The 25,825-nt window shown below is 45.6% G+C and carries 22 protein-coding genes; 10 read left to right on the top strand and 12 right to left on the bottom strand.

All coding sequences use genetic code 11. The features are described 5' to 3' along the window. Positions 1-27: 27 nt before the first annotated feature. The gene (locus LS482_RS10805; protein WP_233027545.1) at positions 28-2,775 is read right to left on the bottom strand and encodes a TonB-dependent receptor; all 2,748 of its coding nucleotides are present in this window, start codon (positions 2,773-2,775) and stop codon (positions 28-30) included. Between the two features lie 237 nt (positions 2,776-3,012). Here LS482_RS10805 and LS482_RS10800 point away from each other — a divergent pair, with 237 nt between their 5' ends. The 3 genes from LS482_RS10800 to tssD (LS482_RS10790) all read left to right on the top strand — a co-directional run bounded on the left by LS482_RS10800 (position 3,013) and on the right by tssD (LS482_RS10790) (position 5,180). Beyond that, positions 3,013-4,056, top strand: a complete 1,044-nt coding sequence (locus tag LS482_RS10800) for an endonuclease/exonuclease/phosphatase family protein (protein WP_233027544.1) — start codon at positions 3,013-3,015, stop codon at positions 4,054-4,056. A 199-nt stretch (positions 4,057-4,255) separates the two neighbouring features. Further along, positions 4,256-4,642 (top strand): type VI secretion system tube protein TssD, encoded by a 387-nt coding sequence (gene tssD / locus LS482_RS10795; RefSeq protein ID WP_233027543.1) that lies wholly within the window; start codon positions 4,256-4,258, stop codon positions 4,640-4,642. Between the two features lie 142 nt (positions 4,643-4,784). Further along, positions 4,785-5,180 (top strand): type VI secretion system tube protein TssD, encoded by a 396-nt coding sequence (gene tssD, locus LS482_RS10790; protein ID WP_302849307.1) that lies wholly within the window; start codon positions 4,785-4,787, stop codon positions 5,178-5,180. A gap of 61 nt (positions 5,181-5,241) precedes the next feature. On the opposite strand, the gene LS482_RS10785 is transcribed toward tssD (LS482_RS10790), so the two are convergent. The 3 genes from LS482_RS10785 to LS482_RS21795 all read right to left on the bottom strand — a co-directional run bounded on the left by LS482_RS10785 (position 5,242) and on the right by LS482_RS21795 (position 11,355). Continuing rightward, positions 5,242-6,504, bottom strand: a complete 1,263-nt coding sequence (locus LS482_RS10785) for an efflux RND transporter periplasmic adaptor subunit (protein ID WP_233027541.1) — start codon at positions 6,502-6,504, stop codon at positions 5,242-5,244. Positions 6,505-6,594: 90 nt separating this feature from the next. Beyond that, complete coding sequence (locus tag LS482_RS10780) at positions 6,595-10,995, bottom strand: CusA/CzcA family heavy metal efflux RND transporter (RefSeq protein ID WP_233027540.1); 4,401 nt, start codon at positions 10,993-10,995, stop codon at positions 6,595-6,597. Between the two features lie 75 nt (positions 10,996-11,070). Beyond that, positions 11,071-11,355: a hypothetical protein gene (locus LS482_RS21795; RefSeq protein ID WP_367890608.1), complete on the bottom strand. Its 285-nt coding sequence runs from the start codon at positions 11,353-11,355 to the stop codon at positions 11,071-11,073. Positions 11,356-11,765: 410 nt separating this feature from the next. Here LS482_RS21795 and LS482_RS10770 point away from each other — a divergent pair, with 410 nt between their 5' ends. Together LS482_RS10770 and hppD are read left to right on the top strand one after the other, a co-directional pair. Next, positions 11,766-12,923, top strand: coding sequence for a homogentisate 1,2-dioxygenase (locus LS482_RS10770; RefSeq protein WP_233027538.1), 1,158 nt, complete (start codon positions 11,766-11,768; stop codon positions 12,921-12,923). A gap of 149 nt (positions 12,924-13,072) precedes the next feature. Beyond that, positions 13,073-14,212, top strand: coding sequence for a 4-hydroxyphenylpyruvate dioxygenase (gene hppD / locus LS482_RS10765; RefSeq protein ID WP_233027537.1), 1,140 nt, complete (start codon positions 13,073-13,075; stop codon positions 14,210-14,212). Between the two features lie 54 nt (positions 14,213-14,266). On the opposite strand, the gene LS482_RS10760 is transcribed toward hppD, so the two are convergent. The 3 genes from LS482_RS10760 to LS482_RS10750 are packed head-to-tail and all read right to left on the bottom strand — an operon-like array spanning position 14,267 to position 16,789. Then, positions 14,267-14,932 carry a response regulator gene (locus LS482_RS10760; RefSeq protein WP_233027536.1) on the bottom strand — a complete coding sequence of 222 codons (666 nt, stop codon included), beginning with the start codon at positions 14,930-14,932 and terminating at the stop codon, positions 14,267-14,269. A 3-nt stretch (positions 14,933-14,935) separates the two neighbouring features. Beyond that, complete coding sequence (locus LS482_RS10755; protein WP_233027535.1) at positions 14,936-16,594, bottom strand: tetratricopeptide repeat-containing sensor histidine kinase; 1,659 nt, start codon at positions 16,592-16,594, stop codon at positions 14,936-14,938. 27 nt (positions 16,595-16,621) lie between these two features. Further along, positions 16,622-16,789, bottom strand: coding sequence for a hypothetical protein (locus tag LS482_RS10750; protein WP_233027534.1), 168 nt, complete (start codon positions 16,787-16,789; stop codon positions 16,622-16,624). A 376-nt stretch (positions 16,790-17,165) separates the two neighbouring features. On the opposite strand from LS482_RS10750, the gene LS482_RS10745 reads away from it, so the two are divergent. Next, on the top strand, positions 17,166-17,861 hold the full coding sequence (locus LS482_RS10745) for a hypothetical protein (RefSeq protein ID WP_233027533.1): 696 nt from the start codon (positions 17,166-17,168) through the stop codon (positions 17,859-17,861). Positions 17,862-17,949: 88 nt separating this feature from the next. On the opposite strand, the gene LS482_RS10740 is transcribed toward LS482_RS10745, so the two are convergent. Further along, entirely contained in the window at positions 17,950-18,228 is a 279-nt protein-coding gene (locus LS482_RS10740; protein ID WP_233027532.1) for a F0F1 ATP synthase subunit delta/epsilon, read from the bottom strand. A 79-nt stretch (positions 18,229-18,307) separates the two neighbouring features. Next, positions 18,308-19,816, bottom strand: coding sequence for a F0F1 ATP synthase subunit beta (gene atpD / locus LS482_RS10735; protein WP_233027531.1), 1,509 nt, complete (start codon positions 19,814-19,816; stop codon positions 18,308-18,310). A gap of 318 nt (positions 19,817-20,134) precedes the next feature. Between atpD and LS482_RS10730 the strand changes: the two genes are divergently transcribed. From LS482_RS10730 to LS482_RS10720, 3 genes are all read left to right on the top strand, one after another. Next, entirely contained in the window at positions 20,135-20,557 is a 423-nt protein-coding gene (locus LS482_RS10730; RefSeq protein ID WP_233027530.1) for an OsmC family protein, read from the top strand. A 13-nt stretch (positions 20,558-20,570) separates the two neighbouring features. Next, entirely contained in the window at positions 20,571-22,262 is a 1,692-nt protein-coding gene (gene recJ, locus LS482_RS10725) for a single-stranded-DNA-specific exonuclease RecJ (RefSeq protein WP_233027529.1), read from the top strand. Positions 22,263-22,440: 178 nt separating this feature from the next. Next, complete coding sequence (locus LS482_RS10720) at positions 22,441-22,797, top strand: hypothetical protein (RefSeq protein ID WP_233027528.1); 357 nt, start codon at positions 22,441-22,443, stop codon at positions 22,795-22,797. A 35-nt stretch (positions 22,798-22,832) separates the two neighbouring features. On the opposite strand, the gene LS482_RS10715 is transcribed toward LS482_RS10720, so the two are convergent. After that, complete coding sequence (locus LS482_RS10715) at positions 22,833-23,588, bottom strand: UDP-2,3-diacylglucosamine diphosphatase (RefSeq protein WP_233031818.1); 756 nt, start codon at positions 23,586-23,588, stop codon at positions 22,833-22,835. A gap of 165 nt (positions 23,589-23,753) precedes the next feature. Then, positions 23,754-24,209, bottom strand: a complete 456-nt coding sequence (locus tag LS482_RS10710) for a 6-pyruvoyl trahydropterin synthase family protein (RefSeq protein ID WP_233027527.1) — start codon at positions 24,207-24,209, stop codon at positions 23,754-23,756. A gap of 157 nt (positions 24,210-24,366) precedes the next feature. Here LS482_RS10710 and LS482_RS10705 point away from each other — a divergent pair, with 157 nt between their 5' ends. Further along, a complete protein-coding gene (locus LS482_RS10705) occupies positions 24,367-25,014 on the top strand; it encodes a 2OG-Fe(II) oxygenase (protein ID WP_233027526.1) in 648 nt (215 codons plus the stop codon). A 1-nt stretch (position 25,015) separates the two neighbouring features. Here LS482_RS10705 and murI read toward each other — a convergent pair whose 3' ends face one another. After that, the gene (gene murI, locus LS482_RS10700; RefSeq protein ID WP_233027525.1) at positions 25,016-25,792 is read right to left on the bottom strand and encodes a glutamate racemase; all 777 of its coding nucleotides are present in this window, start codon (positions 25,790-25,792) and stop codon (positions 25,016-25,018) included. Between the last annotated feature and the right edge of the window lie 33 nt (positions 25,793-25,825).

The raw sequence follows: 25,825 nt of genomic DNA, 5'->3' as shown, positions 1-25,825 counted from the left end.
CCTTTATATTTACAACGCTTTTTCATCTTAAAAACTGACAGCAATGTTTAAAAAATAGGTCCGTCCGAAGCCATACCAGTATTTAGGCCCGAAGGAAGGTGTACCACCGATCATATCGGAAGACAGTTGTCCGAAATTACCGTTACGGCTTTGTTCATAACCTCCTGTTCTGTACACCTGGTCGAAGACATTGTTCACGCTGAGAAAGACACCGATATATGTGCCGTCTGTAAGCCATGATTTACCTCCGGTAAGGTTTAGCAAGTAAAAGTCGTCCAGTTTTTGCTGTTCCAGTAAAGTGGCTACGGCTTCTTCCGTCGCCCCGGGAAAAGTTTCTCCCGTTTCGGGGTCAATATAAAAACTGTCTGTCCGTGTAATGGTAGAGATATCCACGTAATTTTCCGCGAGGCGATTGGCCGTAACCCCTACCCACCAATAGTCGGGGTCCCTGTATTCTACTCCTACGGAATAGGCCTGTTGCGGACCGGTAGCCAGTCTGTAATCTTTTATCGAAGCTTCTCCCAGATCCAGAAAACCATCAGGGTTTATAAGGTCTTCTTCTCTTCCGGCCGTATCAAAGTTGATCGCCACATCGGCATTGTCTGCATAGGTGAACTTTCCATAGGCCGCCACGGCGGTCAGTTTTACCTGCGGGGAAGCCTGGTAAGACATTCCCAGTTCCCCGCCCATGTGTAATTTTTTAATTCCCGTCACCGTTTCCTGGACAAAATCACTTCCCATCCCGGCATCCACATAGAAAAAATTCACATCGGTAACATCCCTGAACTGTGTGTAATATCCGCTAAGTTTTACTTTCAGGTCAGGCAACCGCAAAAGATAGGAGGCTTCCCCCGTAAGGACCGTTTCCGATGTGATATCCTTAACGGTTTCGTTATTCTCCCGCGGGTTTACGAAGGAATTTTGTAATGTAGGGGGCCTTGAAATATACCCGCCGTTTACGTAAATAATATGCCTCCCTGTAAGGCGATATCTCATCCCCCCTTTTACACCGTAATCGGAAAACCTGAGCGCCGTACTCTTTCCCGTTGAATTCTCCTGAAAACGCTCATTCAGAAAATGGCCTTCCCGCTGATAAGCAGTGAACCCGAAATGCCCCGCAAGAAAGGCCTCCCATTTTTTACGTTCGGCTTTTATCTGTATAAAACCCTTTGCCTGGTCGGCATCTATGGTGTAATCGTAATTGAACTTATCCCCTTTGTGCTTTTCAGGTTCGCTGTTCCGGTCGTTCCTTGTATCGGTAAACGGGTCTGTATCTTCGTGATAATCCCCGCCCAGGAGGTCCCTGATTTTCGCATAGTTGTCCGAAACAAGTGTCCGGTAAAAACCTCCTGCATCAACGGTAACCGTATTTCCGAGGCGTATGTTGGCCGTGGCATTGAATATAAGCCGCGTATCCCGGGCGGTATCGTCATAAAGAACATAGGCACTTTTTCCTTCCCGTTCCGGATTCGTGTTGGCACGATAGAGATTATTCCAGTCTATTTGCGGATTTTTCCTGAAACCTTCCCGCGCCAGACCGGCATTCTCAAAATTGGCCCCGGAAGGACTGTTGATATAAAAACCCGGCAAATAGCGGTAATATACCGGGTTCGGGTTCGGGGCATTGTAATATCCCAGCCTGCTCCTGCTGTATTTCCCCGACTGCCAAGCCGCCCCCGCAGAAAAACGAAATTTGCTTCCTTCATAAAAATAAGACAACACGGCCATGGGCTCTTCTATACGCCGTTCCTTCGAATTCCTGAGCTTTCCGTCCTGTTCTCCCCAATAGGGATTATACGTTCGCCCCGCAAGGTCAAACACCTCTTCTGTTATTGCTGCTGAACTCCCCCGGCGGTTCGGGGTGAACATTCCCATAAGCTGTATACCGTTTTTATCGTTAAACTTATATTCCACCGCTCCGAAAACAGACCAGGCATCGTAAAGGGTTCCGTTCATATAAGCTTCCTTTGCCCATCGTCTGGAAGCGGAAACGCTGAAGGCCAGTCCGTTTTCCCTTAATCCGGAATTATATGTAGTCATCAATCTGCCGTTGTAAAACCTGTTAGAGGCAGAAGCCGATACCCGGAGTCCGGGCCTGTATTCCGAAGCCCGCATACTGATGTTCGTACTTCCCAGCACTCCGCCAAAGTGGTAGGGAGAGGCGGCCAGCCCGAAAGACAGTTCCTGGTTTCGCGTTATATCGTTCAGCCCGCCCCAGTTGTTCCACTGCGGCCTGCCGTTAAACATTTTGTTCACAGGAATACCATTGATCATCAGCACACCTTCCCTTGAATCATAGCCCCGGACCTTAAAAAAGGCCTGGCTAAAATCGAAAGCCGCTCTTCGCAGATAAACGTCTTTTGTAGCCTGTAATATTCCGGAAGCAACATCTGCTCCGCTTTCGTCATCGGCAAGATCATTCTCTGTCAGGGTCACGATATTCTCCGAAAGGTCCCGGGCAATATCCTGCTCAAGGGCAATAACGCCTACCTCCAGAGCCGTGCTGTCCTTTACGATCAATGGAAAGGTCCTGGACAGGTATCCGTCAGCATCTATATGCAAATACACATTTCCCGGGGGTAGCCCGCTGAGGGCGAATTTACCGTCGGTTCCGCTACGCTGCCTTATTGCGGTCCCTTCAATCCGGATATTGACGCCCTTCAGCGGGGCCCGGGTTCTAAAATCCACAACCTTGCCTGTCACCCGAGGGAGGGTTTGGGCAACGCCGTATTGTATATAGGGTATAAGAAAAAACAGGAGTAGTCTTTGTTTCATGTACAAAACGATTTTACGTGGAACAAATACGCTGAAACAAGGTATTTGAAAAACACCCGTTATTCATTTTTACACTCCAAAACTTAAAAGGTCCCAATTATCCCGATAAAATTTTTCTATAATCCCGGGGAGCCCCTAAAAACAGTGCTACTCACACATTTTGAGTTCCTTATGCTCTTTTTATCATCAGAGATACTTTCCTATATTTCTTCCGATTTCCAACAACAACATGAACCGATGACAAAATATTTATCTCTTCTTTTTCTCTCAACGTATCTTCTTCCCGCCCCTGTGAAGGCTCAAAAGAAATACACGGTTAAAACCGTGGCTTTCTACAATACGGAAAATCTTTTCGATACGATCAGCAATTCCCCCGCCGATGAGGAAAGAACACCCTCCGGAAATTATAAATGGACTTCCGAACGCTATATGGATAAGATAGCTAAACTGTCCCGGGTGATCTCGGAAATCGGCGCCGATGTTACAGGGACGGCTCCCGATATTGTAGGCCTGGCCGAAGTAGAGAACGGTATGGTCCTCCGGGATCTCATCCGTAATAAAGCACTGAGAAACTACGATTACGGTATTGTACATGTCAATTCTCCCGATCACAGGGGCATTGATGTTGCCATGTTGTACAGGAAAAAGACTTTTACGCCCATACACTTTAAAAATATTCCGTTGAAAATAGAGGATGAGGAGGGCAACAGGCGCTATACCAGGGACCAATTACTGGTTACGGGCATCCTGGACGGGGAACCGCTGCATATTATAGTGAACCACTGGCCTTCACGCTACGGCGGGGAGAACAAGAGCAAGCCGAACCGGATGGCCGCAGCACAGCTCAACAAAAAGATCATAGATTCCCTGTTATTGTCAGACCCGCAGGCCAAAATCATCAGTATGGGCGACCTTAATGATGATCCTTCAGACCCGAGCCTGAAAAAGATATTAAAAACAAAAAGCGGAAAGACAAAGCTGAAAACAGGCGAACTTTACAACCCCATGGAAGCGTTGTCCAGAGAAGGGTTCGGTACACTTGCACACAGGGACCGGTGGCATCTGTTCGACCAGATTTTCTTTACCGCCGAACTACTGAAAGAAAACAAGTCGTCATACCGTTACTGGAAAACCGGTATCTTTAACAAGCGTTACCTCATCACGGCTTCGGGTCCTTACAGGGGCTATCCCCTGAGAAGTTATTCCCGCGGGCAATATTCGGGGGGATACAGCGATCACTTTCCGGTTTACATATATCTCGTGAAGCCAACAGCACCGTAATACTTCAACACTTCCATCCTAATGAAGCTACTTTTCACATATATATTTCTTACTTATACACACAGAAAAACAACACTTTCTTAACATCGGGTCTTGGATAATATATGCACATTTAATATCTTGCTACCTGTTTTTATAGCTCAATATTTGATTTGGTATTTTTTATTTATTAACCTTAATTTTTTAAATTCTTAGTATTATGTCATTTAAAGCAACGTTAAGCGTAGGCGGAAAAAAAGTAAATATTCTTAACGCTAATTACGACCTGGCACAGGAAGTAGATGCCACAGGACGGCCTTCTTCAGTAACCCGCGGAGGGCGTATCAACCTTACCGTAGAATCCACCGGAGATTCTTTCTTCTTTGAGTGGATGACCAATAACTTCGAACGCAAGAACGGTGTGATCACCTACATTAAGCGTGACACCGACGCCAAACTTCGCGAAGTGAACTTTACCGAGGGTTACCTGGTGAAATACAAGGAAAACTTCGATCACAGCGGTGACAATCCCCTGACAGAGACCTTTACCATTTCCTGTAGAATAATATCCAGCGGTGGTGGCGAACATATCAACGAATGGGTATAAGGCCCTTCTCAATTCATTTTGTAATAAGCGATCAAATCAAATATTACTCAAAAAAGGGAGCCTTTCCGCTCCCTTTATTTGATGATTACAAGTTCCATTCTTTCTGATTTAACCTAACCCAATTTACACAACACACCAAACTATGTCCTTTTTAGCCAAGTTCGAAACAGATAACATGTCATACAATGTTCTGGAATATGACATACGGGTAGAAAAGGGGACCGACCATAACGGAAAACCCTCTACCAATGCCAGAGGCGGTGAAATTCGCCTGGTACTGGAAACCGATATGAAGGACAGTTTTTCCGACTGGATCGTGAACAGTTCCCATACCAAGGACGGAAAACTTACTTTTTTTAAAAGGGACGGGATGAGCCGTATGCGGTCCACTTCCTTCAAAAAAGGATATTGTATCCGTTTTCATGAAAAATTCAGGGCCGTCGGCGATGAGCCCATGACCACTGAAATCGTGATCTCCGCCAAAGAAATCAATATTGGCAACACACCGTTAAAGAAGAAATGGCCGGTGCAGATCTAATGCACCAGCCACTTTTTTTATTCAAAATCCGTATTTACCGGAACCCGACCTATTCGGGAGATCAGTGCGAATGCGTTGTTTCTCCTTTTTTCATTTCAGCCAGCAGGTAATACGCACCTTCCGTAACCACTTCGGCACTTTCCGGTAGTTTCTCCAGGAGTTTTACTTCAATCCATCCGTCGGCGGTTCCCCCGGTCATGACTTCCTTCCTGGCAAAAATCCAGTGTTCCCGTGAAGCATCCTCTTTTTCATGAGTTGTGTGGTCATTCAGGTGTGTGGCCGTATCTGCCCCGCTTTCCTGTTTAATAAAAATATAGGATTTTCCTTCGTCTTCAACAACTGCTGTTTCGGGCAAGGCGGTAGTCTTCAGGTTCTCCACGGCTATCAGGCCTTCTACAAACATCCCGGGAACAAAAGGTGCTTTGTTTCCGTCCAGACCGGCATGCATGCGCACCGCCCTGATATTGTTTTCATAACTCCTGCCGATCTCCGTAATGGTCCCTTTCACAGGTTTGTCCCGGTTATTGGCAATATACAGGGTAACCGACTGCCCTTCCCTGATTTTGTCCAGATCCTTTTCGTAGACCAGGAGGTCTGCATGGATATTTTCCTTGTTTATGATCCGGAATAACCGGCTTCCCGTGGTTATGCGCTGCCCTATGGTAATTCCTATTTCACGGATATAGCCGTTTATGGGGGCGATTACGGGGAGCACCCCGTAGGTTTTTCCGCTTATGATGGCATCGGGATTTACCCTGAGCAATCGCAGTTTGGCTTTCGTACTTTCCAGCCTGGCCCTTACCGATTTATAATCGGAAGTCACCCTTTGGTAATTTTTCCCGGAAGCCACTTTGTTCTCATACAGTTTTTTCTGGCGGTCAAATTCCTGTTCCAGGTACTCAAACTCACTGTGCAACGCTCTTAATTCAGCTTGTAAATCAATAAAGCCCGGGTCTTCGATAGCCGCCAGTAATTGGCCCTTCTTCACTTTTTGCCCCGGTTTTACAAACACCCGGCTTATATTTCCCTCCATAAAAGACCCTACGGTAGCCTCATCTTCCGGATAGAGTTCAAGTTCACCGGTCACTTTTATGGTTCCGTCCAGATTGATCCGGGAAAAACCGCCAAGTTTCAGGTTTATGCCTTCCCGCTGTTGTCTACTGAGCATTACCTCATTTTCACCGGAGTGTTTTTCTTCTGTCTTTGCTTCCGGAGTTACTTCCTCCTGTTTACCGGATACTTTTTTCGTAGCTGCACTTTTGCCGCACCCCACAACATAGATGCACATTGCGACAAAGATTAGTGTTCGGATTATTTTTTTCATCGGATTTATCTTTTATTTTCTTTTTTTCTTACTTCAAATACTTCCCCTTTCCCGCGGAGACACACGACCGCGTATTTCTGCACGGGTTTATTATTTATTGATAATCGTATCGGGTTCCAACAGGTATTTTAACCGGATTACGGTTGTATTGTATTCCTGTAACTTCTCCAGGTAGGTGTTCTGTATGTCCTTGGCATTGTTAAGGTTCTGAATAAACGATATGTAATCGATCGCTCCTTCCCGGTAACTTAAATTGGCCGCTGCAATCTGCTCCAGGGCCAGCGGTAATAATTTTTCCCTGTACAACTTTACAGTGGCACTCAACCTGTCATAATCATTCCGCAGTGTACTTACCTGTGTTTGCAGGGTTACCTGTTGTTGTGCCATTTGTTCCCGGGCCATCTCCACCTGTATCTTCGCTGCTTTGGTCTTTGCTCCGCGGTTCTGGAAAAACAGGGGGACGGATATTCCCAGGTTCCAGGAATAAAATCCGCTTTGCCCGGCAATTTCCTGCCATCCGTAAGAGGCGTTAAGCTTGGGCAGAAAGCCCGCCTTTTCCACACGCCAGGCCGATTTCCGGGTTTCCGTTTCCAGTTGGGCGAGCTGTATTGCAGGGTGCTTTTCCACCTTCTCCTCCAGTGAACTTGTTAGCTGCTCTTGTTCAACAAGCAAGGCACCGGCATTTTCCACCTCAAAAGGCGTTTCCATGAGCATCCACCGGTTAAGTCTGTTCAGGCTTTTTTTATAGTTGTTTTCTGCCTCAATCCTTCTTGCGGTAATCGCCCCGTACTGCCCTTCGGCAGCAAGGAGTTCCAGTTTTGTGGTTGCTCCCGTTTCATACCGAAGTTTTGCTGCTCTCAGAAAATCACTGTAAATACTGTCCAGCTGTACGGCGAGCCTTCGTTTTTCCCGCGCATTTACCGCACTGTAGTATGCGTCGTACACTTTGACAGCAATATTTAACCGGGTAACACCGAGACGTTCGGTCTCTTCCGCAATACGGGCCTTGTTGAGTGACGACTTTGCCATAGTGCCGAAAATATCAATATTGCTTTGCCCGATGGTCAGAGTATTTCTCACTTTATCTGTACTTCCGTACTCTTCACCGCCGGTACTGATGTTCGTCAATCCCGGATCAAACGCAGTAGCCTTAAGAACCTGCTGTTGTTTGACAGATAATTCGGCCTGTTTTACACCGGGAAACTTTTCCAGTGCCCTGGACACGGCATTTTCCAGCGAAATAACTCCTGGCGATTGCTGTGCTTTTATGGTTCCGGGAAGGAAAAGCAAAAGCAACAGCCCTATTCCGGGGAGGATGTTTCCTGTTCTCATTTTAATTTCCTGTTTTTTTGATTTTCTGTTTTCCATGATGAAGTAAAGAATGGGTATGACAATGAGGGTAAGCAGGGTAGCGGTTACCAGTCCGCCTATCACCACTGTAGCCAGGGGGCGCTGCACTTCTGCACCTGCCGATGAGGAAACAGCCATCGGAAGGAATCCCAGAACATCGGTCAACGCCGTAAGGATAATGGGGCGCAGCCGTTCTTTTGTCCCCTTGAAAATACGTTCCCTTATATCGGTAACACCTTCTTCTTTCAGGCTGTTAAACCGACTGATAAGCACCAGTCCGTTAAGCACGGCCACCCCGAAGAGCACAATAAACCCCACACCGGCAGATATACTGAAAGGCATCCCGCGTATCCAGAGCGACAAAACACCTCCGATTGCCGCAAGAGGAACGGCCATATAGATCATTACGGTCTGTGACAGTGATCTCAGGGCAAAATAAAGCAGTACAAAGATCATGGCCAGGGCAATGGGTACAACAATCCCCAGTCTGTCTTTGGCCCTTTGCAGGTTCTCAAAAGCGCCCCCGTATTTTATAAAATAGCCCGGCGGGAGGTCCAGTTGCGCATCCAGTTTTTCCCGGATTTCTTCTACCAGTGACTGCACATCCCTGCCTCTTACATTGACCCCGACGGAGATTCTCCGGGAGGTATTGTCACGGCTTATCTGCATGGGCCCGGGTTTATAATTGATATCGGCCACTTCCCGTATGGGGATCTGCTCGCCCCCGGGCAGGTCTGCAAACAGGTTTCTCAGGTTACCGATATCTTTCCTGAACTGTTCGTCAAACCGGACAACAAGGTCAAATCGTTTCTCCCCTTCAAATACCACTCCTGCCGAACGGCCGGCAAATGCAGTGCTGATATAGGTATTCAGCTTTTCGATCGTAAGTCCGTATTTGGCCATCTTCTGCCTGTTGTAAGTCACCGTCATTTGCGGCAGGCCGGACGTGGCTTCCGGGCGCACATCGCCCACACCGTCGACACCACGGATTATCTGCGCCATTTGTGCTGCTTTTTCAGCAAGTACATCGAGGTCCTCTCCATACAGTTTTACGGCGATATCTTCCCGTACACCGGTGAGAAGTTCGTTGAACCGCAGTTCCACAGGTTGTGTAAAAACGGTATTTATCCCCGGGATGACTGCTATGGCCTCCCTGATCTTCCCGATAAGTTCTTCCTTGGTCTCTGCCGATGTCCATTTGGATTTGTCCTTCTCCAGGGTAATGATACAATCGGCTATATCCATCGGCATCGGGTCTGTCGGGATATCGGCAACGCCTATACGGGAGACCATTGTCTTCACTTCGGGAAATCCGGTCACTATTTTCTCCACCCTGGTCGTGGTGGCCATGCTTTCGGAAAGCGAACTCCCCGGGCGAAGTAAGACCTGCATGGCCATATCACCTTCGTCCAGCTCGGGCAGGAACTCACCTCCCATCCGGCTGAAGACAAACAGGGAAAGGCCGAGAAGTACCACGGAGGAAATGACCACAGCATATTTCATCCGCAAGGCCCTCATCAATACCGGACGATAGCAGTTTTGGCAGTACCCTATAATCCGGTCGCCTACATTTTTGATAAACTGCTCAAACCGGGAAAAACGTGTTTTTTTACCCGAAGGTTTGAGGAGCAATGCGGACATTGCCGGCACGTAGGTAAGACACAATACAATGGCCCCGATCATGGCAAAACCAAAGGTGTATGCCATGGGCTGGAACATCTTTCCTTCCACCCCGGTAAGGAACAAAATAGGCGTAAATACGATAAGGATGATCAATTGTCCGAAGAAAGCGGAATTCATCATCTTGCTCCCGGAATCATAAGCGATATCGTCCATTTCCCGTCCGGAAAGCGACTGTGTCCTGCCTCTCAGTTTTTTTTCTGTGAAATGGACGGCACCTTCCACAATAATTACGGCTCCGTCCACAATAATCCCGAAGTCAATGGCCCCGAGTGACATCAGGTTAGCCCAGACCCCGAAGACTTTCATCAGTATAAGAGCCACAAAAAGGGATAACGGGATCACCGAAGCTACCAGCAAGCCCCCGCGGAAACTGCCCAGCAGCAGGACCAGGACAAAAATGACAATAAGCGCCCCTTCCACGAGGTTTTTGGTTACCGTGTCGGTCGTTCGCTGTATAAGGTCACTGCGGTCTATAAAAGGCGCTATGGTGAGTCCTTCGGGAAGGGATTTTTCTATTTCGGCTACCCGTTCTTTTACATTTTGAATAACTTTATTCGAGTTTTCGCCTTTAAGCAATAATACCATCCCTCCTACAGCTTCTCCCTGTCCGTCGCGGGTCACTGCTCCGTAACGCACCTGGCTGCCGAAACGGATATTTTCGGCTACCGAACCTATAAGAACAGGTTGTCCGTCTACGGTTTTTATTACAATATTCCTTATATCGTCAAGGGATTTTATAAGTCCTTCTCCTCTTATAAAATTGGCCATGCGGTTCTTTTCGATATAGGCGCCCCCGGTATTGGCATTGTTTTGTTCCAGGGCATCGTAAACTTCGTGAATGGATACTCCGGCACTGTTCAGTCTGGCCGGGTTGAGTGTCACTTCGTACTGTTTGATATTTCCGCCAAAGGAATTGACCTCTACTATTCCCGGCAAAAGGGCCATTTGCCGTTTTACAATCCAGTCCTGGACCGTACGGAGTTCGGTGGGTGAATATTGGTTTTCATACCCTTTCTCCGGTTTTATGGTATACTGGTATATTTCTCCCAGTCCGGTGGTAATAGGCCCCATGGAAGGTTCACCAAAACCCGAAGGTATATCTTCCTTTATTTCGGAAAGCTTTTCACTTACCAGCTGCCTGGGGAGGTAGGTGCCCATATCGTCTTTAAAAACGACGGTTACTACGGACAAACCGAAACGGGATACCGATCGTATTTCCTGTACTCCCGGCAGGTTGGAAACAGCGAGTTCTACCGTATAGGTTACAAATTGTTCGATGTCTTCTGTGCCCAGGTTAGGGGCTGTGGTAATGATCTGGACCTGGTTGTTGGTTATATCGGGGACGGAATCCAGGTTAATGGTCTTCACGGAATACCATCCGCCGCCCACAATGGCTATCACCATTAAAAACACAATGATCTTGTTCTTAATGGAAAAGCCGATGATTTTATTAATCATACGGATACAATTAAGTTTAACATAAAAAAGTGAACATCCCGCGCAGATCAGCAGAATGCGGTGCTCTGAAAAATGTTAAACCAATTGTGGCGGCTGTAAAACAGAATGATGGTATTCCCTCGGGAAAGAAGTATGCAGCGGGAAGTTATCGGTAAAATTTTCGACGGTGCGGAAATCAGGGTAAACCGGGAGATTCTCAACAGAGATTACAATCCCGCAACAGGCGCAGGTACAAAAAGGGGTACATTCCATGTGGCCGACAGTTGTGTTATCCAAATCGGAATGTGTTTCCACAAGAGCAAGGCCATGCGGGTCGGGTTCGGCCGTATCCGCACAGGGGGTTACCGCCAGGACCAGCACATAGGCACTCAATAATATGGTCAATACCTTTCGCAAACGTCGCCTGTTTTATTTGTAAGGCAAAGGTATGTTTTTTAATAATTCAGGGGCTAAAAGATTTCTTAAAATACTTTTTCGGGAAAATTAAGCTCGGAAAATATAAAAAAACGATAAAACATATCCCTGACACCCGGTATTATCAATATTTTGTTTGCATCAGGCATCAAAGACCGAACCTTCCCTAATCATTTACAAATTAAATACTATTCCATTCAATTTCATACTCCGCAAATATTTTCCGATATTTGTATGGTATGAACTCTATATGGCAAGGTTTATTGACATATTTACAATACCTCATTAAGCGTAGTCCGGAATGAGGCGGGTTGACTTTTGTCTTCTTCAAAAAAGTTAAACCTAAATACAACATCATGCCATTCTATCACAAACTGGGGAAAATACCCCATAAACGACATACCATCTTCCGGAAACCCGATGGCAGTTTGTACTACGAACAGCTTTTCGGCACGGTGGGATTTGACGGCATGTCGTCCAATATATACCACGAACACCGCCCTACACAGGTAAGGGAAGTCAAAGGATCAACCGATGTTGCCCCGAAAATAGCAGTAGAAAACAACATCAAGGCCTATCGCTTTCACGGGTTTAAGGTGCAGCCGGAAGACGATTACCTGCAAAGCAGGAAAACCGTGCTTACCAACAGTGATTGCAGCATTATCCTCGCCGCACCGAAACAATCCACAACAGGTTATTTTTACAAAAATGCGGATGCCGACGAGTTGATCTTTATCCACAGGGGAAGCGGAAAGTTGCGGACCCATCTGGGTAATCTCGACTTCAGTTACGGGGATTACCTGCTGGTACCCAGGGGAACCATTTATAAAATGGATTTCGATTCCGAAGATAACCGTCTCTTTATCGTGGAGTCGCACCGGCCTATTTATACACCGAAAAAATACCGGAACTGGTTCGGGCAGCTCCTGGAACATTCGCCTTATTGCGAACGGGATATCCGGCAACCACAGGAACTGGAAACCCATGACGAAAAGGGCGATTTCATGATAAAGATCAAAAAGAAGAATGAACGCTTTGATATGATCTATGCCACACACCCGTTTGATGTGGTGGGTTATGACGGATTCAATTACCCCTATGCCTTTTCCATACACGATTTCGAACCCATAACAGGACGCATACACCAGCCGCCACCTGTTCACCAGACTTTTGAGACTGATGCTTTTGTAGTATGCAGCTTTGTTCCCAGGTTGTACGATTATCATCCGGAAAGTATTCCCGCACCGTATAATCACAGCAATATTGACAGTGACGAAGTACTGTATTACGTAGACGGAGACTTTATGAGCCGGAACGATATCGCAGCCGGACATATTTCCCTCCATCCCTCCGGCATTCCTCACGGTCCGCATCCCGGAGCGGCAGAACGCAGTATCGGCAAGGAAAAAACCGACGAACTGGCCGTTATGGTAGATACGTTTAAACCGCTGATGCTTACTGAAGATGCCATGAAGATCGCAGATGACTCCTATCACAAATCGTGGTTGGAGTAACGATAATGTAATAACAGGATATCAAATAAAATCATCGTCACATCGAAAGGGGAAGGAATTATCTCTCCGAACCTACCATCAATGGGCACGCTTCAACTATATTCAGCGCAGCGCATTGACTAATTAACAAATTATCAAATTCAAAAAAAATGAAAACCGACAATACATCCTTACATCTGGAAAAAACAGTTCCCGAAGCCGAAGACTTTTTACCGATACTCGGAACAGATTATGTAGAATTATACGTAGGTAATGCCAAACAGGCCGCACACTATTATCAATCGGCGTGGGGTTTTCAACCCATAGCTTATGCCGGACTGGAGACCGGTATCAAGGACAGGGTATCTTACGTACTGCAACAGGATAAGATCCGACTGGTGCTCACTTCCCCGCTTCAGTCGGGTGGTGATATCAATCGTCATATCGACGCACATGGCGACGGGGTTAAGGTCATAGCATTATGGGTTGACGACGCCGCCAAAAGCCATGAAGAAACCACCAAACGCGGAGCGGAAAGCTATATGGAACCGAAAACCATTGATGACGAACATGGCAAAGTCGTTCTTTCAGGTATCCGTACCTACGGAGAAACCATACACGTATTTGTGGAACGCAAAAACTACGATGGTGTTTTTATGCCCGGATTCAAACCCTGGAAAACTACATACAAACCGGAGCCCGTAGGATTAAAGTTTATCGACCATATGGTAGGAAATGTAGGCTGGAACGAAATGAACAAGTGGTGTGAGTTCTACGCCAAGGTCATGGGATTTGCACAGCTGGTCTCTTTTGACGACAAGGATATTTCTACGGAATACACAGCCCTGATGAGCAAGGTGATGAGCAATGGTAACGGAAGGATCAAATTCCCCATCAACGAACCTGCGGAAGGGAAAAAGAAATCACAAATAGAGGAATACATCGATTTCTACAACGGCGCCGGAGTACAGCATATAGCCGTGGCTACCGACAATATCATTGAAACCGTAACACAGTTGAGAGACCGTGGTGTGGAATTCCTCTACGTACCGGAAACCTATTACGAGACCGTACTCGACCGGGTAGGTGAAATTGACGAGGACCTGGAACCGCTGAAAAAACTCGGTGTTTTAATAGACCGGGACGATGAGGGATACCTTCTTCAAATATTTACCAAACCCGTATTGGACAGGCCTACCATGTTTTTCGAGATCATTCAGAGAAAAGGGGCGCAATCTTTCGGGAAAGGGAATTTCAAGGCTTTGTTCGAGGCTATTGAAAGGGAGCAGGAATCGAGGGGGACTTTATAACAAAATCAAAAAGCGGGGTTTCATGATGAAATCCCGCTATACTTTGATACATTATTAAATCAGCCCCATATCCTTGGCTATAGCTACCAGGTGTGCAGGAGTATTGGCCCTGAAAATATCCTTTAGCTTATTCACCCGTTTTTCCACGGAACTCAAACTACTGGGAAAAATATTATTTTGTTCCAGATAATGGCTGATGTCCACCTGTGATAGTCCCAGGCCTAACTGTTTGATCAATTCTATATCGTAATCATTTATTTCGAGATCGGTTTTGGAACGAAGTGCCTGATTTACCTGCGGGGACAGATATTCGTTTCCTTCATAGACCATCCGGACAGCTTCTGTCAGTTCGCGAAGGCCATTTCTGCCTTTACACACGTAGGCATTGACCTTATGATTGACCATCATGTCTCTCACTTTCTGAAGACGGTCCTCAATACTGTACACAACGATCTTCAGGTCCGGGAATTCCTTTCTCAAAGCTTCTGTAAGCGCCTCTCCGGACGGGTATTTTTGTTTACGGTGATCTGCTCTGAAAAAGAGGTCAGTTATCATCAGGTCATACGGTACTCCGTCCATAACAGCTTTTTTAATCCTTAAAAAAGCATCGTCGCAATACTGTACCTGTTCTATTTCCGGGACGCCCAGTTCACAAAGGGTTGTATACACCCCTTTGTTTATATCGTCCATATCTTCAGTTATTATTACTTTGGAAAACATACGCTATACAACCATTTTTGCTTTAAACCCCTTTTTGGGGGCAGAAACAAATGTAATGGTTCCGTTTACGAGTTTTATACGGTTTTCCGCATTGGTGAGTCCGTTCCCCTTCTGAAGATCACATCCATTTCCGTTATCACTGTACTCTACGACCGTAGCACCTCCGGCCTGACCAAACTGTAACAGCACCATTGTGGCATTGCTGTGTTTTTTCATGTTGACCATCAATTCCAGCAGCACCTTGTAGATGGCATATTTTTCGTCTTCACGAACCGTTTTCCAGGATATCTCAGACAATCCCTTAATAACGATATTCGTCTTATCTGTCTGAAACTGCAATAACAGATCCTTCAGTGTTTCCCCGTAATCAGCATTAAGGTCCGGAGTATTTATTTCCCGCGATATATCGCGGGTATGAGTGTAAATATCTTCGAGATCGTCAAGAATTTTCCCGGGAATACCGGGATAGGTCTGGATATTGGTCATCAGCCTGTACATATCGTTAGCCACCTCGTCATGCATTTTTTGGGATATCCGCATTTCGGTGGCATTCACTTTCTGCTGTATTTCTTTCCTGTGTTTCATTCTGAGGTAGAGAACAACCAGTATAACAATGATCAACAGGAACAATCCCACAAACTGGTATACAATACGCCTGGATTTTTCCCTAACCCGTTGCAGTTCGCTTTCACGTGCTTTTTGTTCCTGTGCTATAAAGTTATATTTTGCCGATACATATTTGTTGCGCTGAAGCTGGTCTGCAGCGACAACACTATCCGTATATCGTTTAAATTCCAGGATATCCGGATCGTTTTTCAGGTCAATGATCGCAGAAAGGATGTGCGAACGCCATTTGGGGTTGTTTCCGGAAGAATCGGTAATTTTCCTGGCTTCTTCAGCTATGGCAACGGCTTGCTCTGTTTCTCCCCGGTCCCGGTAATATTCTATGAGGTGGAGATAGCTTGTTATAATACCCGAAACATGATGCTTCGATCTCCGAATATCCAGGGCTTTCTTCATATTAAGCAGCCCCTCCGACATGTTTACTCTGGACTGCACCAACCCCAGATTGTCCAAAGCCCTGGCCATTCTCAAGGTATCTTTTTCTTTCAGGGCATGTTCGTATAATTTGGTAAATCCCGTGATGGCCGCTGTATAGTTTTGTTGGTCTTTATATACGTTAGACTTATTGTTCCATGTAGTATACTTATGATTTTCATTGGTTGCAATATTCAGCACACGATCATAATAATATAAAGCTTTCTCATAATCGTCGCGCTGGCGACAAATCATTCCGAGATGATTGTATATACCTATACGGGGCTCTACAAGCGTGTCCTTCCCTTTCAGGTGATCCAACAAATTGAGTGCTTCAACAGCAGAAGCCTCGCTTTCATATAAAAATCCTATTTTGTTTTGGATATCGGCAATAAGTCTCAAACAAAATATAACATTCAAGGTATCTTTTTCACTCGAATGCTCTTTCCGCCTGTTTTCAAAATAGACATAAGCTTTATGAAGATCAGTACGAGTCCCCGGTTGTTTTACCAACAAATAATAATAGTGCAAGCTATCGTTTTGTTGCGGGACGTGACAATCCACCTCTGCAGTATACAGTAAAGCGCACAAAAAAAAGAGGAATGAATCTCTTATGGGTTTCATTCCTCTAAAATAACAACTAATTATTTATTAATCACCACCATCAGGCGGAGGCGGGGGTAAAATAGGTTCATCTTCATCACAACAACCCTGTATATCCACATTGTTAATCAGATCGTCTGTTTCGTCAGGCGGTGTACAGGAATAATATCCCAGATTGAGGATTCCCGTAAGCAGAATTATATAAATTTTTTTCATTTTGTCTTGATTTAATATTTATGCAATACTTGTCCTATCCGGGGTTTTCCCGGATCACGAGGTCATGCAGTGCAGCACTGAATAGAAATGAGAGAGACGTCTTCTCTTTGTGGGAAGTATTCGGAACAAGCGGCAGGGAAGTCTGGCTACTTCCCGGAAGTCATTCTTCCCTGCCACAGGTTCTTTTTATCAGAATCAGGTAGATTTTGTCGACTGTTACCTGACTGATTATGAATCAAATGAATGAATATCTTTTTGGAAAGATTGGAAAAGAAACAGAAACAATCCGGAAACTTTCCGGAAAAAAATTTCCGGGAATTTTCCAGGTTCTTTCCGGGATATTTTTAGTATTTTAAAGCATAAAAACCAACCCGAAATGCACCGAAAACTTGTAGAACTCGCTTTTGAAAAAGTAGTAGAGGACTTGGCTAAAGACGGGGTAAGCAGCAAACCCTCCCTTAACAAACAGACTGAATACCTTGCGGAACAAATAGATTTTTTGTACAGTGCAAAAAAACTTAAAACTTTATATGACGATGTCTCCAAAGACAACCATAATGAAGTGAATATAAAACGTCAGGCGGTCGTGAAAGCCCTGTGTAAGTACCTCGGATATCCCGACTTCCCAGGTTTTGCGAAAGATTATCCTCCTCCCATGATCAAAGAAACAGGAAAAGGGAATAAAAGAAGGAAAAAGCTGATATTACAGATCACCATATCGGTTGCCATTATTTTAGTAGCATTTTTTTCAATAATGGCCATAATACCTCAAAAACGATGGATGGAATGGCAGAACACCAAATATGTAGAAGCCCCTTTCGATGCAACAAAGCTGAAAAACGGTCAGCTAAAACTGTACAGGGAAGAACGCATACTTCATTTTAAAAAGATAAAACCGGATTGCGGTACCGACTTTTTTAAGGCAGATGGTAAGGAAAATCTTTGGTATGGTAAAAATGAACAGGGTGAACTGGAATACTTCACCGATTACGGGCTGCACCCTGAAACAGGAAGTACCCTGAAAGCGATAACACCATATATGATAAGGAAATATATTTGCCCGGAATACTGACAAAACAGGGAACGGATAACCAAAAGGCATAAAAAAAGTCCCTGAATTCAAAATCCAGAGACTTTATTTTATACTGTAATAAGGAAATTTAATCCGCCAGAACGATCACCTTGTTACCTTTCATTTCGATAGTACCGGAATTGATTGGCAACAGGGTTTCGTTTTTTTCTCCCTTGGAAAATTTATCCTGAAATTCTTCTGCGATGTTCACATCACCATATATTTTTACGTTTCCCTTTCCCAAAAGGGATACTATAGGTGCGTGATCATTTAACATTTGGAACTCCCCGTTCACTCCCGGAACCGTTACCGAAGTTATTTCTCCGCTAAACAGGGTAGCTTCGGGGGATACTATTTCTAAATACATTGCTTAGGTTTATAGTTTCTACAGCTTCTGAACAGAGCCGAAGGACTGGGTTTATAGTTTATATAACCACAAACACCTCTTAAGCTTCCGCCAGCATTTTTTCTCCGGCTTCAATGGCATCCTCTATGGTACCTTTCAGGTTAAAGGCCGCTTCGGGGAGGTGATCCAGTTCACCATCCATGATCATGTTAAAGCCTTTAATGGTATCTTTTATGTCTACCAGTACGCCCTGCAATCCTGTAAATTGTTCTGCAACATGGAACGGTTGAGACAAGAAGCGTTGTACACGCCTTGCCCTGGAAACCACCAGCTTATCTTCTTCAGACAATTCTTCCATACCAAGGATCGCAATAATGTCCTGTAGCTCTTTATATTTCTGGAGAATCTGCTTTACTCTTTGTGCACATTCGTAATGATCTTTTCCCAAAATTTCAGAAGACATTATCCTGGAAGTAGATTCCAATGGATCCACTGCGGGATAGATACCCAGTTCAGCAATTTTACGGGATAATGAAGTCGTAGCATCCAGGTGGGCAAAAGTCGTTGCCGGTGCCGGGTCGGTCAAGTCATCCGCAGGTACGTAAACCGCCTGTACGGAGGTAATGGAACCTTTCTTCGTGGAAGTAATACGCTCCTGCATGGCTCCCATTTCCGTGGCCAGTGTTGGCTGGTAACCCACTGCCGAAGGCATCCGTCCGAGAAGTGCGGACACCTCTGAACCTGCCTGGGTAAAACGGAAGATGTTATCCACAAAGAAAAGTACGTCTTTCCCCTGGGCATCCCCGGCACCGTCACGGAAGTATTCTGCAATGGTCAAACCGGACAGCGCCACCCTTGCACGTGCTCCCGGAGGTTCGTTCATCTGACCGAACACGAAAGTAGCTTTGGACTCTTTCATGGTCGCTTTATCTACTTTCTTGAGGTCCCAGCCACCTTCTTCCATAGAGTGAAGGAAGTCATCTCCGTATTTGATAATCCCGGACTCCAGCATCTCTCTCAAAAGGTCGTTCCCTTCACGGGTCCTTTCTCCAACTCCGGCAAATACAGACAGTCCTCCGTGCCCCTTGGCAATATTGTTTATCAGTTCCTGGATCAATACCGTTTTGCCTACACCTGCACCACCGAACAAACCGATCTTTCCTCCTTTGGCATAGGGCTCGATAAGGTCAATGACCTTGATCCCGGTAAATAAAACTTCGGTAGAAGTCGACAATTCATCAAATTTGGGAGCTTCCCTGTGAATAGGCAGACCTTTGTCTCCTTCTTTCGGCAGATCTCCCAAACCGTCGATAGCGTCACCGATTACATTAAAAAGGCGTCCGTAAATCTCCTCGCCAATCGGCATCTGTATCGGATTTCCCGTAGCAACTGCTTCGGTGCCCCTGCTCAGACCCTCGGTAGAATCCATAGAGATCGTCCTTACGGTATCTTCACCGATATGCGACTGAACCTCCAACACGAGTTTGGAACCATCTTCCCTCGCAATTTCAAGGGAATCGTAAATTTTCGGGAGCTCGGCATCCGCAGCAAACGCTACATCCACTACCGGACCAATGATTTGTGCAACTTTACCTGTAACTTTCGACATTACTTAAATCTTTATTGTATAGCTTTTTATAGACTAAAAACAACCTTGCCCGCTTTCGGGCCGTAACGGGCCGCTTCACAGCGTTAACAAGATATTTTTTTCGCGGTGCAAAGATATATTTTTTGTATAGATATGGAAACAGTTTTCAGATGTTTTTTTGTGAAAAAGTTTTGATCTATTGCACATTGGCCTCCCGGAACAATAAAAATTGTCCTTCTTGGTGAACAACCTCTACCGGATACTCCGGATAACCTAAGTTTACTTTTCGTGATTTTAGTTGTACTTTTGAGATTCGTAAACCCTTAAAAAAACAGAATTATGACAAACCATGTCACTACAAAATGGCTGGGCAATATGGCTTTCGAATCTAACAATCCTTCGGGCACTACACTACGGATAGATGCAAGCCCGGATGATGGCGGAGAAGGCGATGGACTCCGCCCCAAGGCACTCATGCTCTCATCTGTGGCGGGGTGCTCCGGACTGGACATTGCCTCCCTGATCAGAAAGATGAAACTGGAAGTGGATGATTTTGTTATAGAGATCGATGCCGAACTGACAGAAGAACATCCGAAATATTACCACGCCGTTACCGTCGAATATCACTTTCACGGCAATAACCTGGATGAAAAAAAACTGCAAAGGGCAGTAGACCTTTCCGTGGAAAAATACTGCGGGGTCATGGAAATGTTCCGTCACTTTGCCAAAATGGATATCAAAACGTTCTTTCACAGCAATTAAACTATTCCCCTGAATGCGCTGGACCATAAAACCACAACCGGACCCGGAAAAAGTAAAACAGTTGGCCTCGGCACTGGGCACAGACGAAGTTATTGCCACATTGCTCATACAGCGTAACATAACGACTTTTGACGAGGCAAAACGGTTTTTCCGGCCGTCCCTGGATCACCTTCACGATCCTTTTCTGATGAGAGATATGGACAAAGCGGTAAACCGGATCGGGGAAGCTGTTTCCCGGAACGAAAACATCCTGGTTTACGGCGACTATGATGTGGACGGCACCACGGCAGTGGCTCTTTTATCTTCCTACCTTCACGGTTTTTATCCGAATGTAGCCACCTATATTCCCGACCGGTATGAAGAAGGATATGGCGTTTCTTTCCGGAGCATCGACTATGCTTCGGATAATGATATCAGCCTCATTATTGCGCTGGATTGTGGTATCAAGGCTATAGACAAAGTAAAATATGCCCGTGAAAAAGGAATCGACTTTATTGTCTGTGATCACCACCGCCCGGGAGATACGCTTCCGGATGCCGTGGCGGTACTGGACCCGAAAAGGGAAGATTGCCACTATCCGTATGATGAACTTTGCGGATGTGGCGTAGGGTTCAAGCTTATCCAGGCACTGGCTTCCCGCCGCGGACAAACAATAAAGGACCTGCTTCCTTACCTCGACCTTGTAGCCACGGCCATCGGCGCCGATATTGTTCCCATTACGGGGGAAAACCGGGTACTTGCCCATTACGGGCTCAAACAGATCAATACCTCACCGAGGGCAGGTATCCGGGCCATAACGCATACGCTCAAAAAACAACAACTGAATATTTCCGATGTGGTATTTATCATTGCCCCGCGTATCAATGCCGCCGGACGTATGAAGCACGGACTGCATGCCGTAAACCTGCTTACCGAAACGGATTTTGATACTGCTGTCGGGTTTGCCGGAGAGATCGAGGCATTTAACACAGACAGGAAAGTACTGGACCAACAGATCACCGAAGAGGCCCTGAAACAGATCACCGACCGGGAAGAACAGGAAAAATTCACCACCGTAGTGTACGACGAGACCTGGCACAAGGGCGTTATAGGCATCGTGGCCTCCAGGCTTACGGAAACTTATTACCGCCCCACGCTGGTTTTTACCCGTACCGGAAATAAGCTGGCAGCTTCCGCACGCTCTGTCAGTGGTTTCGACGTTTACAATGCCCTGGAAAGCTGTACAGATTGTATTGAACAGTTCGGCGGACACAAATATGCAGCCGGGTTGACCTTACTACCGGAACAATATGCAGGGTTCAAACAAAAATTCGAAGATGTCGTGGCGGCCACCATAGACAAAAAAATGCTCATCCCGGAGATCACTGTAGATACAGAGATAACCCTTGACCAGATCACACCGAAATTCCATCGCATATTAAAGCAATTCGCCCCTTTCGGTCCCGGAAACATGGCCCCTGTTTTTCTTTCCAAAAACCTCAGGGACACAGGTTACGGTAAAGGAGTCGGGGAAGGAGAAAAACACCTGAAAGTCACGGTTACACAAAATGACGCTCCGGCTTTCGGGGGGATAGGGTTTAACCTCGGGGACAAAAAAGATATCATTGCCAACAAAAAAATGTTCAGCGCTGTATACTCCATTGAAGAAAATCACTGGAATGGCGATGTCAGCCTGCAACTGCGTCTTCGTGATATCAAGGAATAATCGTTCTCGAAATAAATTTTGCGTTCCGGCACCCCAAGGGCTTCCCTCCGGAAACCTTGCTCCTTTTCCAAAAGAAATATATTTTATTTAGATTGAATAAAAATAATTGTATATTTGTGTGCACATAGATTCGGGAAGTGCTGTGACCGGAAGTAACGTAAAACAAAAACCTACGGTTATGAAAGAGATATATTGCATATACAGAAATGAGATAGGCATTGCCTTTCAATGGAAAAGGGATATTGCAAAAAACAACTCCGGAAAATTACAGATCGTATTCCGGGATATGGGCTTCTACCTGTCTCCCGATGACGTGACGGATTTTTATAAATGTGTATGTCACGCCAGGGAGTTCGAACGCTGTGCTGATTGCAGACAGGACAAGGAATACCGTTCCATCCTGTTGCGCACCCCGGCAGATAAAGTAGACCTTGCCGTAAATGTTTATGAACTTCAGCAAATCGAAGATCTCATCGAGGGAACACTTTTTCAACTGCGGCTGGATAAGTACCTCAACCAGTTGTGCAGGGAATAAACCACCCTGTTAAACCCTGCCATTTTCCGGTCTGTCTATTTATATTCTTTGAGGTGTAGCGTTTTCCCGTCAAAGGCACCATAGGTAAAATAGCCTATCCAATCGCCCAGGTTAACGTAAGTGGAGTTATCGTTCAGTTGAACTTCAAGGGGCAGGTGGCGGTGTCCGAAAACAAAATAATCGTAGTGTTTTGTTTCCAGTTTGCGTTTGGCATATTGCACCAGCCATTCATTGTCTTCACCCAAAAACTTAACATCTTCATCCCCCGAAATAACCTTGTTCTTGACAGACAGGTACTGTGCCAGCTTTACCCCGATATCCGGATGCAGCCACCGGAAAAACCATTTGGCCACAGGGTTGGTAAACACCTTCTTCATGCGTTTATACCCTTTGTCCCCCGGCCCCAGGCCATCGCCATGCCCGATAAAAAAGCACTTCTCATTAAATTTGAATTCCCCGGGTTCGTGAAAGACGGGAATATTCAGTTCTTCTTCGAAATAGCCGTTCATCCACAGGTCGTGATTACCTACAAAATAGTAAACGGGAATACCGCTGTCCGTAATCTCCGCCAACTTCCCCAAAGTACGTGTAAACCCTTTTGGCACCACCGTTCCGTATTCAAACCAGAAATCAAACAGGTCGCCCAGCAAAAATATCGCCGCCGCATCCTGTTTTACCTCATCCAGCCATTTTACGAATTTCTTTTCCCGGGGCAGGCTTTCCTGCCTCGTAGGCGCCCCGAGATGATTATCAGATGCGAAATATATTTTTTTACCTTCAGGTACGCGGATGTTTACGGATTCAAAATTCAAGGTTCAAAAATTCTGGGTTTAACCCTTCGAGTTATGTTCAGGGCAACAGGTTTAGTTTTTATTTCAAGTCGGTTCCGGCTACAGTATTAATTATTGGTATTCCTTGACCATTTACCCGGTAATCTCCCGAAATCCAAACAATCTCTATTTCTCATTATCTCCGGCGTACCACTCTGCAAAGGAAGTTTCGGTTTCCTGGAGTTTCAGGGAATGTAACTGTATTTCTTCGGGCAATCGCGCCTTTATCTTCTCGGAAAAATCGAGCACCATATTTTCACTGGTAGGCTGATAGTCTACCAACAGGACATTGTGTCCCCGCTTTTTCAACTCCTCCGCAAGTTCCACGTGGGGAGTGTTTTTATTGAACACGGTTGCGTGGTCAAACTTATCCACGATCTCTTCCTTCACAATTTTTTTCAGGTCACCAAAATCGATGACCATACCCAATTTTACATGAGACCGGTCGGTAATGGGCCTTCCTATTACCGTAACCGCCAGCTTGTAACTATGCCCGTGTACATTTCTGCATTTGCCGTCATAACCGTAAAGGGCATGCCCGGTTTCAAAATTAAACAGCTTGGTAAGGCGAATGTTGCTCATAGCTATTCCGGATAATTTTGTTCATTTTCCATGCAAAGATAACCAATTCGGAAGTGGTGCTTTTACGAAAAGGGGAATAATTGTACCCCTTCAAAATATTTTCAGTTGCTGTAACGCGATTTTGCGTACATTTGCCCGATTTTATCCACACACATAAATGGCAGTGAACGAACTGTTTGAGCAGCTGGATTTTACGGAAAATCCGCGCTACGAAAAGATAATTGCCGATCTGCTGGAACGGCAATACAGTATTACAACGAACTTTTTTCCGGAAGAAGACGTCATTGCATTGCGCCAGTCCCTTTTTACCAAATACAATGAAGACCGGTTTAAAAAAGCGGCCATAGGAAACCACTTTAACGAAACGATAGCAAAAACAGTGCGGGGCGATTTTATCCATTGGCTGAAAGAAAATGACACCAATCCGGCTGAAACAAATTTCTTTGTCGGGATCAACGACTTTGTGGATTATCTCAACAAGACCTGTTTCACGGGGATATTGCACAAAGAGTTTCACTATGCCATATACCCGAAGGGTACCTGTTACAAAAGGCATCTCGACACTTTTCAAAACGACGACCGCCGTAAACTCTCCGTAGTTTATTACCTGAACGAGGAGGACTGGAAACCGGAATATGGCGGTGAACTGGTGTTATATACCAAAAAAGAAGACAAAGAATATCCGGTAATCATTTATCCCTACCCCGGAAGGATGGTCATCTTTGAAAGCCAGGTGCTGGAACACGAGGTAAAGCCCGTAGAAAAAGAGCGACTGAGCATTACGGGATGGCTAAGGACCCGATAACTTACCATACCTGCCCTTTCGGCGTATCGGTTTTTGCCAGATAATCCAGGTATCGCTGAAAATGACCGGCTGCTGCCCTGCTACCCGAAATGTAGTATTGTATTTCTTTTTTTTCCGGGGAGTTCCGGATATCGATCTTGGTCATCAGGTTGTTTACGGTACCTTCATTTCCGTCGAGGATACGTATCCGTGCAGGAATGAACCTTCGTATCTGCTCGCGGAAAAAGATAAAATGGGTACATCCCAATACTATGGAATCGTATTTACTCCAGTCGGCCTGCGCGAGTTTTTCTTTTAAATAAGCAGTAACCTGCTGCCCGTCAAATTCAAAATTCTCTGCAAACATTACAAGTTTCTGGAGCGACAGGTAATCTACCTTATCACCAGCATTGAGGTTTCGTACGAGGTTGTTCAGCTTTTCTTCCTTCAGGGTAAGGTCTGTGGCACATACAAGCACTTTGTGTTCCCTGCTGTTTTCGATAGCGGGTTTTACAGCCGGCTCCATTCCGATAATGGGGAAATCGTATTTTTCCCTGAGTTCGGCAACAGCAGCACTGGTTGCCGTATTACAGGCCAGCACAAGGGCTTTTAATCCTTTAGCTGTAAGGAAATCCACTGCCTTGAAAACCAGTTCCCTTATTTCTTCCCTGCTCTTTGTCCCGTACGGGGCATTATGGGAATCACCAAAATAAATATAATGCTCACCGGGCATTTTTTTTATGGCCTCGTGCAGTACGGTCAATCCCCCCGCCCCGGAGTCAAAAAAAGCTATGTGCATATCCTAAATTTGTATGTCGTAGTTACTGTTCAA

The sequence above is a fragment of the Sinomicrobium kalidii genome, from assembly GCF_021183825.1.
Classification (GTDB): Bacteria; Bacteroidota; Bacteroidia; order Flavobacteriales; family Flavobacteriaceae; genus Sinomicrobium; species Sinomicrobium kalidii.
Note: the sequence above shows the minus strand (reverse complement) of the source record. Positions and strands in the feature narration are given on the sequence as shown.

What these genes read in the sequence shown, in the direction of transcription:
- LS482_RS10805 (WP_233027545.1), bottom strand. Translation starts at nt 2,775, where the DNA reads ATGAAACAAAGACTACTCCTGTTTTTTCTTATACCCTATATACAATAC.
- LS482_RS10800 (WP_233027544.1), top strand. Translation starts at nt 3,013, where the DNA reads ATGACAAAATATTTATCTCTTCTTTTTCTCTCAACGTATCTTCTTCCC.
- tssD (WP_233027543.1), top strand. Translation starts at nt 4,256, where the DNA reads ATGTCATTTAAAGCAACGTTAAGCGTAGGCGGAAAAAAAGTAAATATT.
- tssD (WP_302849307.1), top strand. Translation starts at nt 4,785, where the DNA reads ATGTCCTTTTTAGCCAAGTTCGAAACAGATAACATGTCATACAATGTT.
- LS482_RS10785 (WP_233027541.1), bottom strand. Translation starts at nt 6,504, where the DNA reads ATGAAAAAAATAATCCGAACACTAATCTTTGTCGCAATGTGCATCTAT.
- LS482_RS10780 (WP_233027540.1), bottom strand. Translation starts at nt 10,995, where the DNA reads ATGATTAATAAAATCATCGGCTTTTCCATTAAGAACAAGATCATTGTG.
- LS482_RS10770 (WP_233027538.1), top strand. Translation starts at nt 11,766, where the DNA reads ATGCCATTCTATCACAAACTGGGGAAAATACCCCATAAACGACATACC.
- hppD (WP_233027537.1), top strand. Translation starts at nt 13,073, where the DNA reads ATGAAAACCGACAATACATCCTTACATCTGGAAAAAACAGTTCCCGAA.
- LS482_RS10760 (WP_233027536.1), bottom strand. Translation starts at nt 14,932, where the DNA reads ATGTTTTCCAAAGTAATAATAACTGAAGATATGGACGATATAAACAAA.
- LS482_RS10755 (WP_233027535.1), bottom strand. Translation starts at nt 16,594, where the DNA reads ATGAAACCCATAAGAGATTCATTCCTCTTTTTTTTGTGCGCTTTACTG.
- LS482_RS10750 (WP_233027534.1), bottom strand. Translation starts at nt 16,789, where the DNA reads ATGAAAAAAATTTATATAATTCTGCTTACGGGAATCCTCAATCTGGGA.
- LS482_RS10745 (WP_233027533.1), top strand. Translation starts at nt 17,166, where the DNA reads ATGCACCGAAAACTTGTAGAACTCGCTTTTGAAAAAGTAGTAGAGGAC.
- LS482_RS10740 (WP_233027532.1), bottom strand. Translation starts at nt 18,228, where the DNA reads ATGTATTTAGAAATAGTATCCCCCGAAGCTACCCTGTTTAGCGGAGAA.
- atpD (WP_233027531.1), bottom strand. Translation starts at nt 19,816, where the DNA reads ATGTCGAAAGTTACAGGTAAAGTTGCACAAATCATTGGTCCGGTAGTG.
- LS482_RS10730 (WP_233027530.1), top strand. Translation starts at nt 20,135, where the DNA reads ATGACAAACCATGTCACTACAAAATGGCTGGGCAATATGGCTTTCGAA.
- recJ (WP_233027529.1), top strand. Translation starts at nt 20,571, where the DNA reads ATGCGCTGGACCATAAAACCACAACCGGACCCGGAAAAAGTAAAACAG.
- LS482_RS10720 (WP_233027528.1), top strand. Translation starts at nt 22,441, where the DNA reads ATGAAAGAGATATATTGCATATACAGAAATGAGATAGGCATTGCCTTT.
- LS482_RS10710 (WP_233027527.1), bottom strand. Translation starts at nt 24,209, where the DNA reads ATGAGCAACATTCGCCTTACCAAGCTGTTTAATTTTGAAACCGGGCAT.
- LS482_RS10705 (WP_233027526.1), top strand. Translation starts at nt 24,367, where the DNA reads ATGGCAGTGAACGAACTGTTTGAGCAGCTGGATTTTACGGAAAATCCG.
- murI (WP_233027525.1), bottom strand. Translation starts at nt 25,792, where the DNA reads ATGCACATAGCTTTTTTTGACTCCGGGGCGGGGGGATTGACCGTACTG.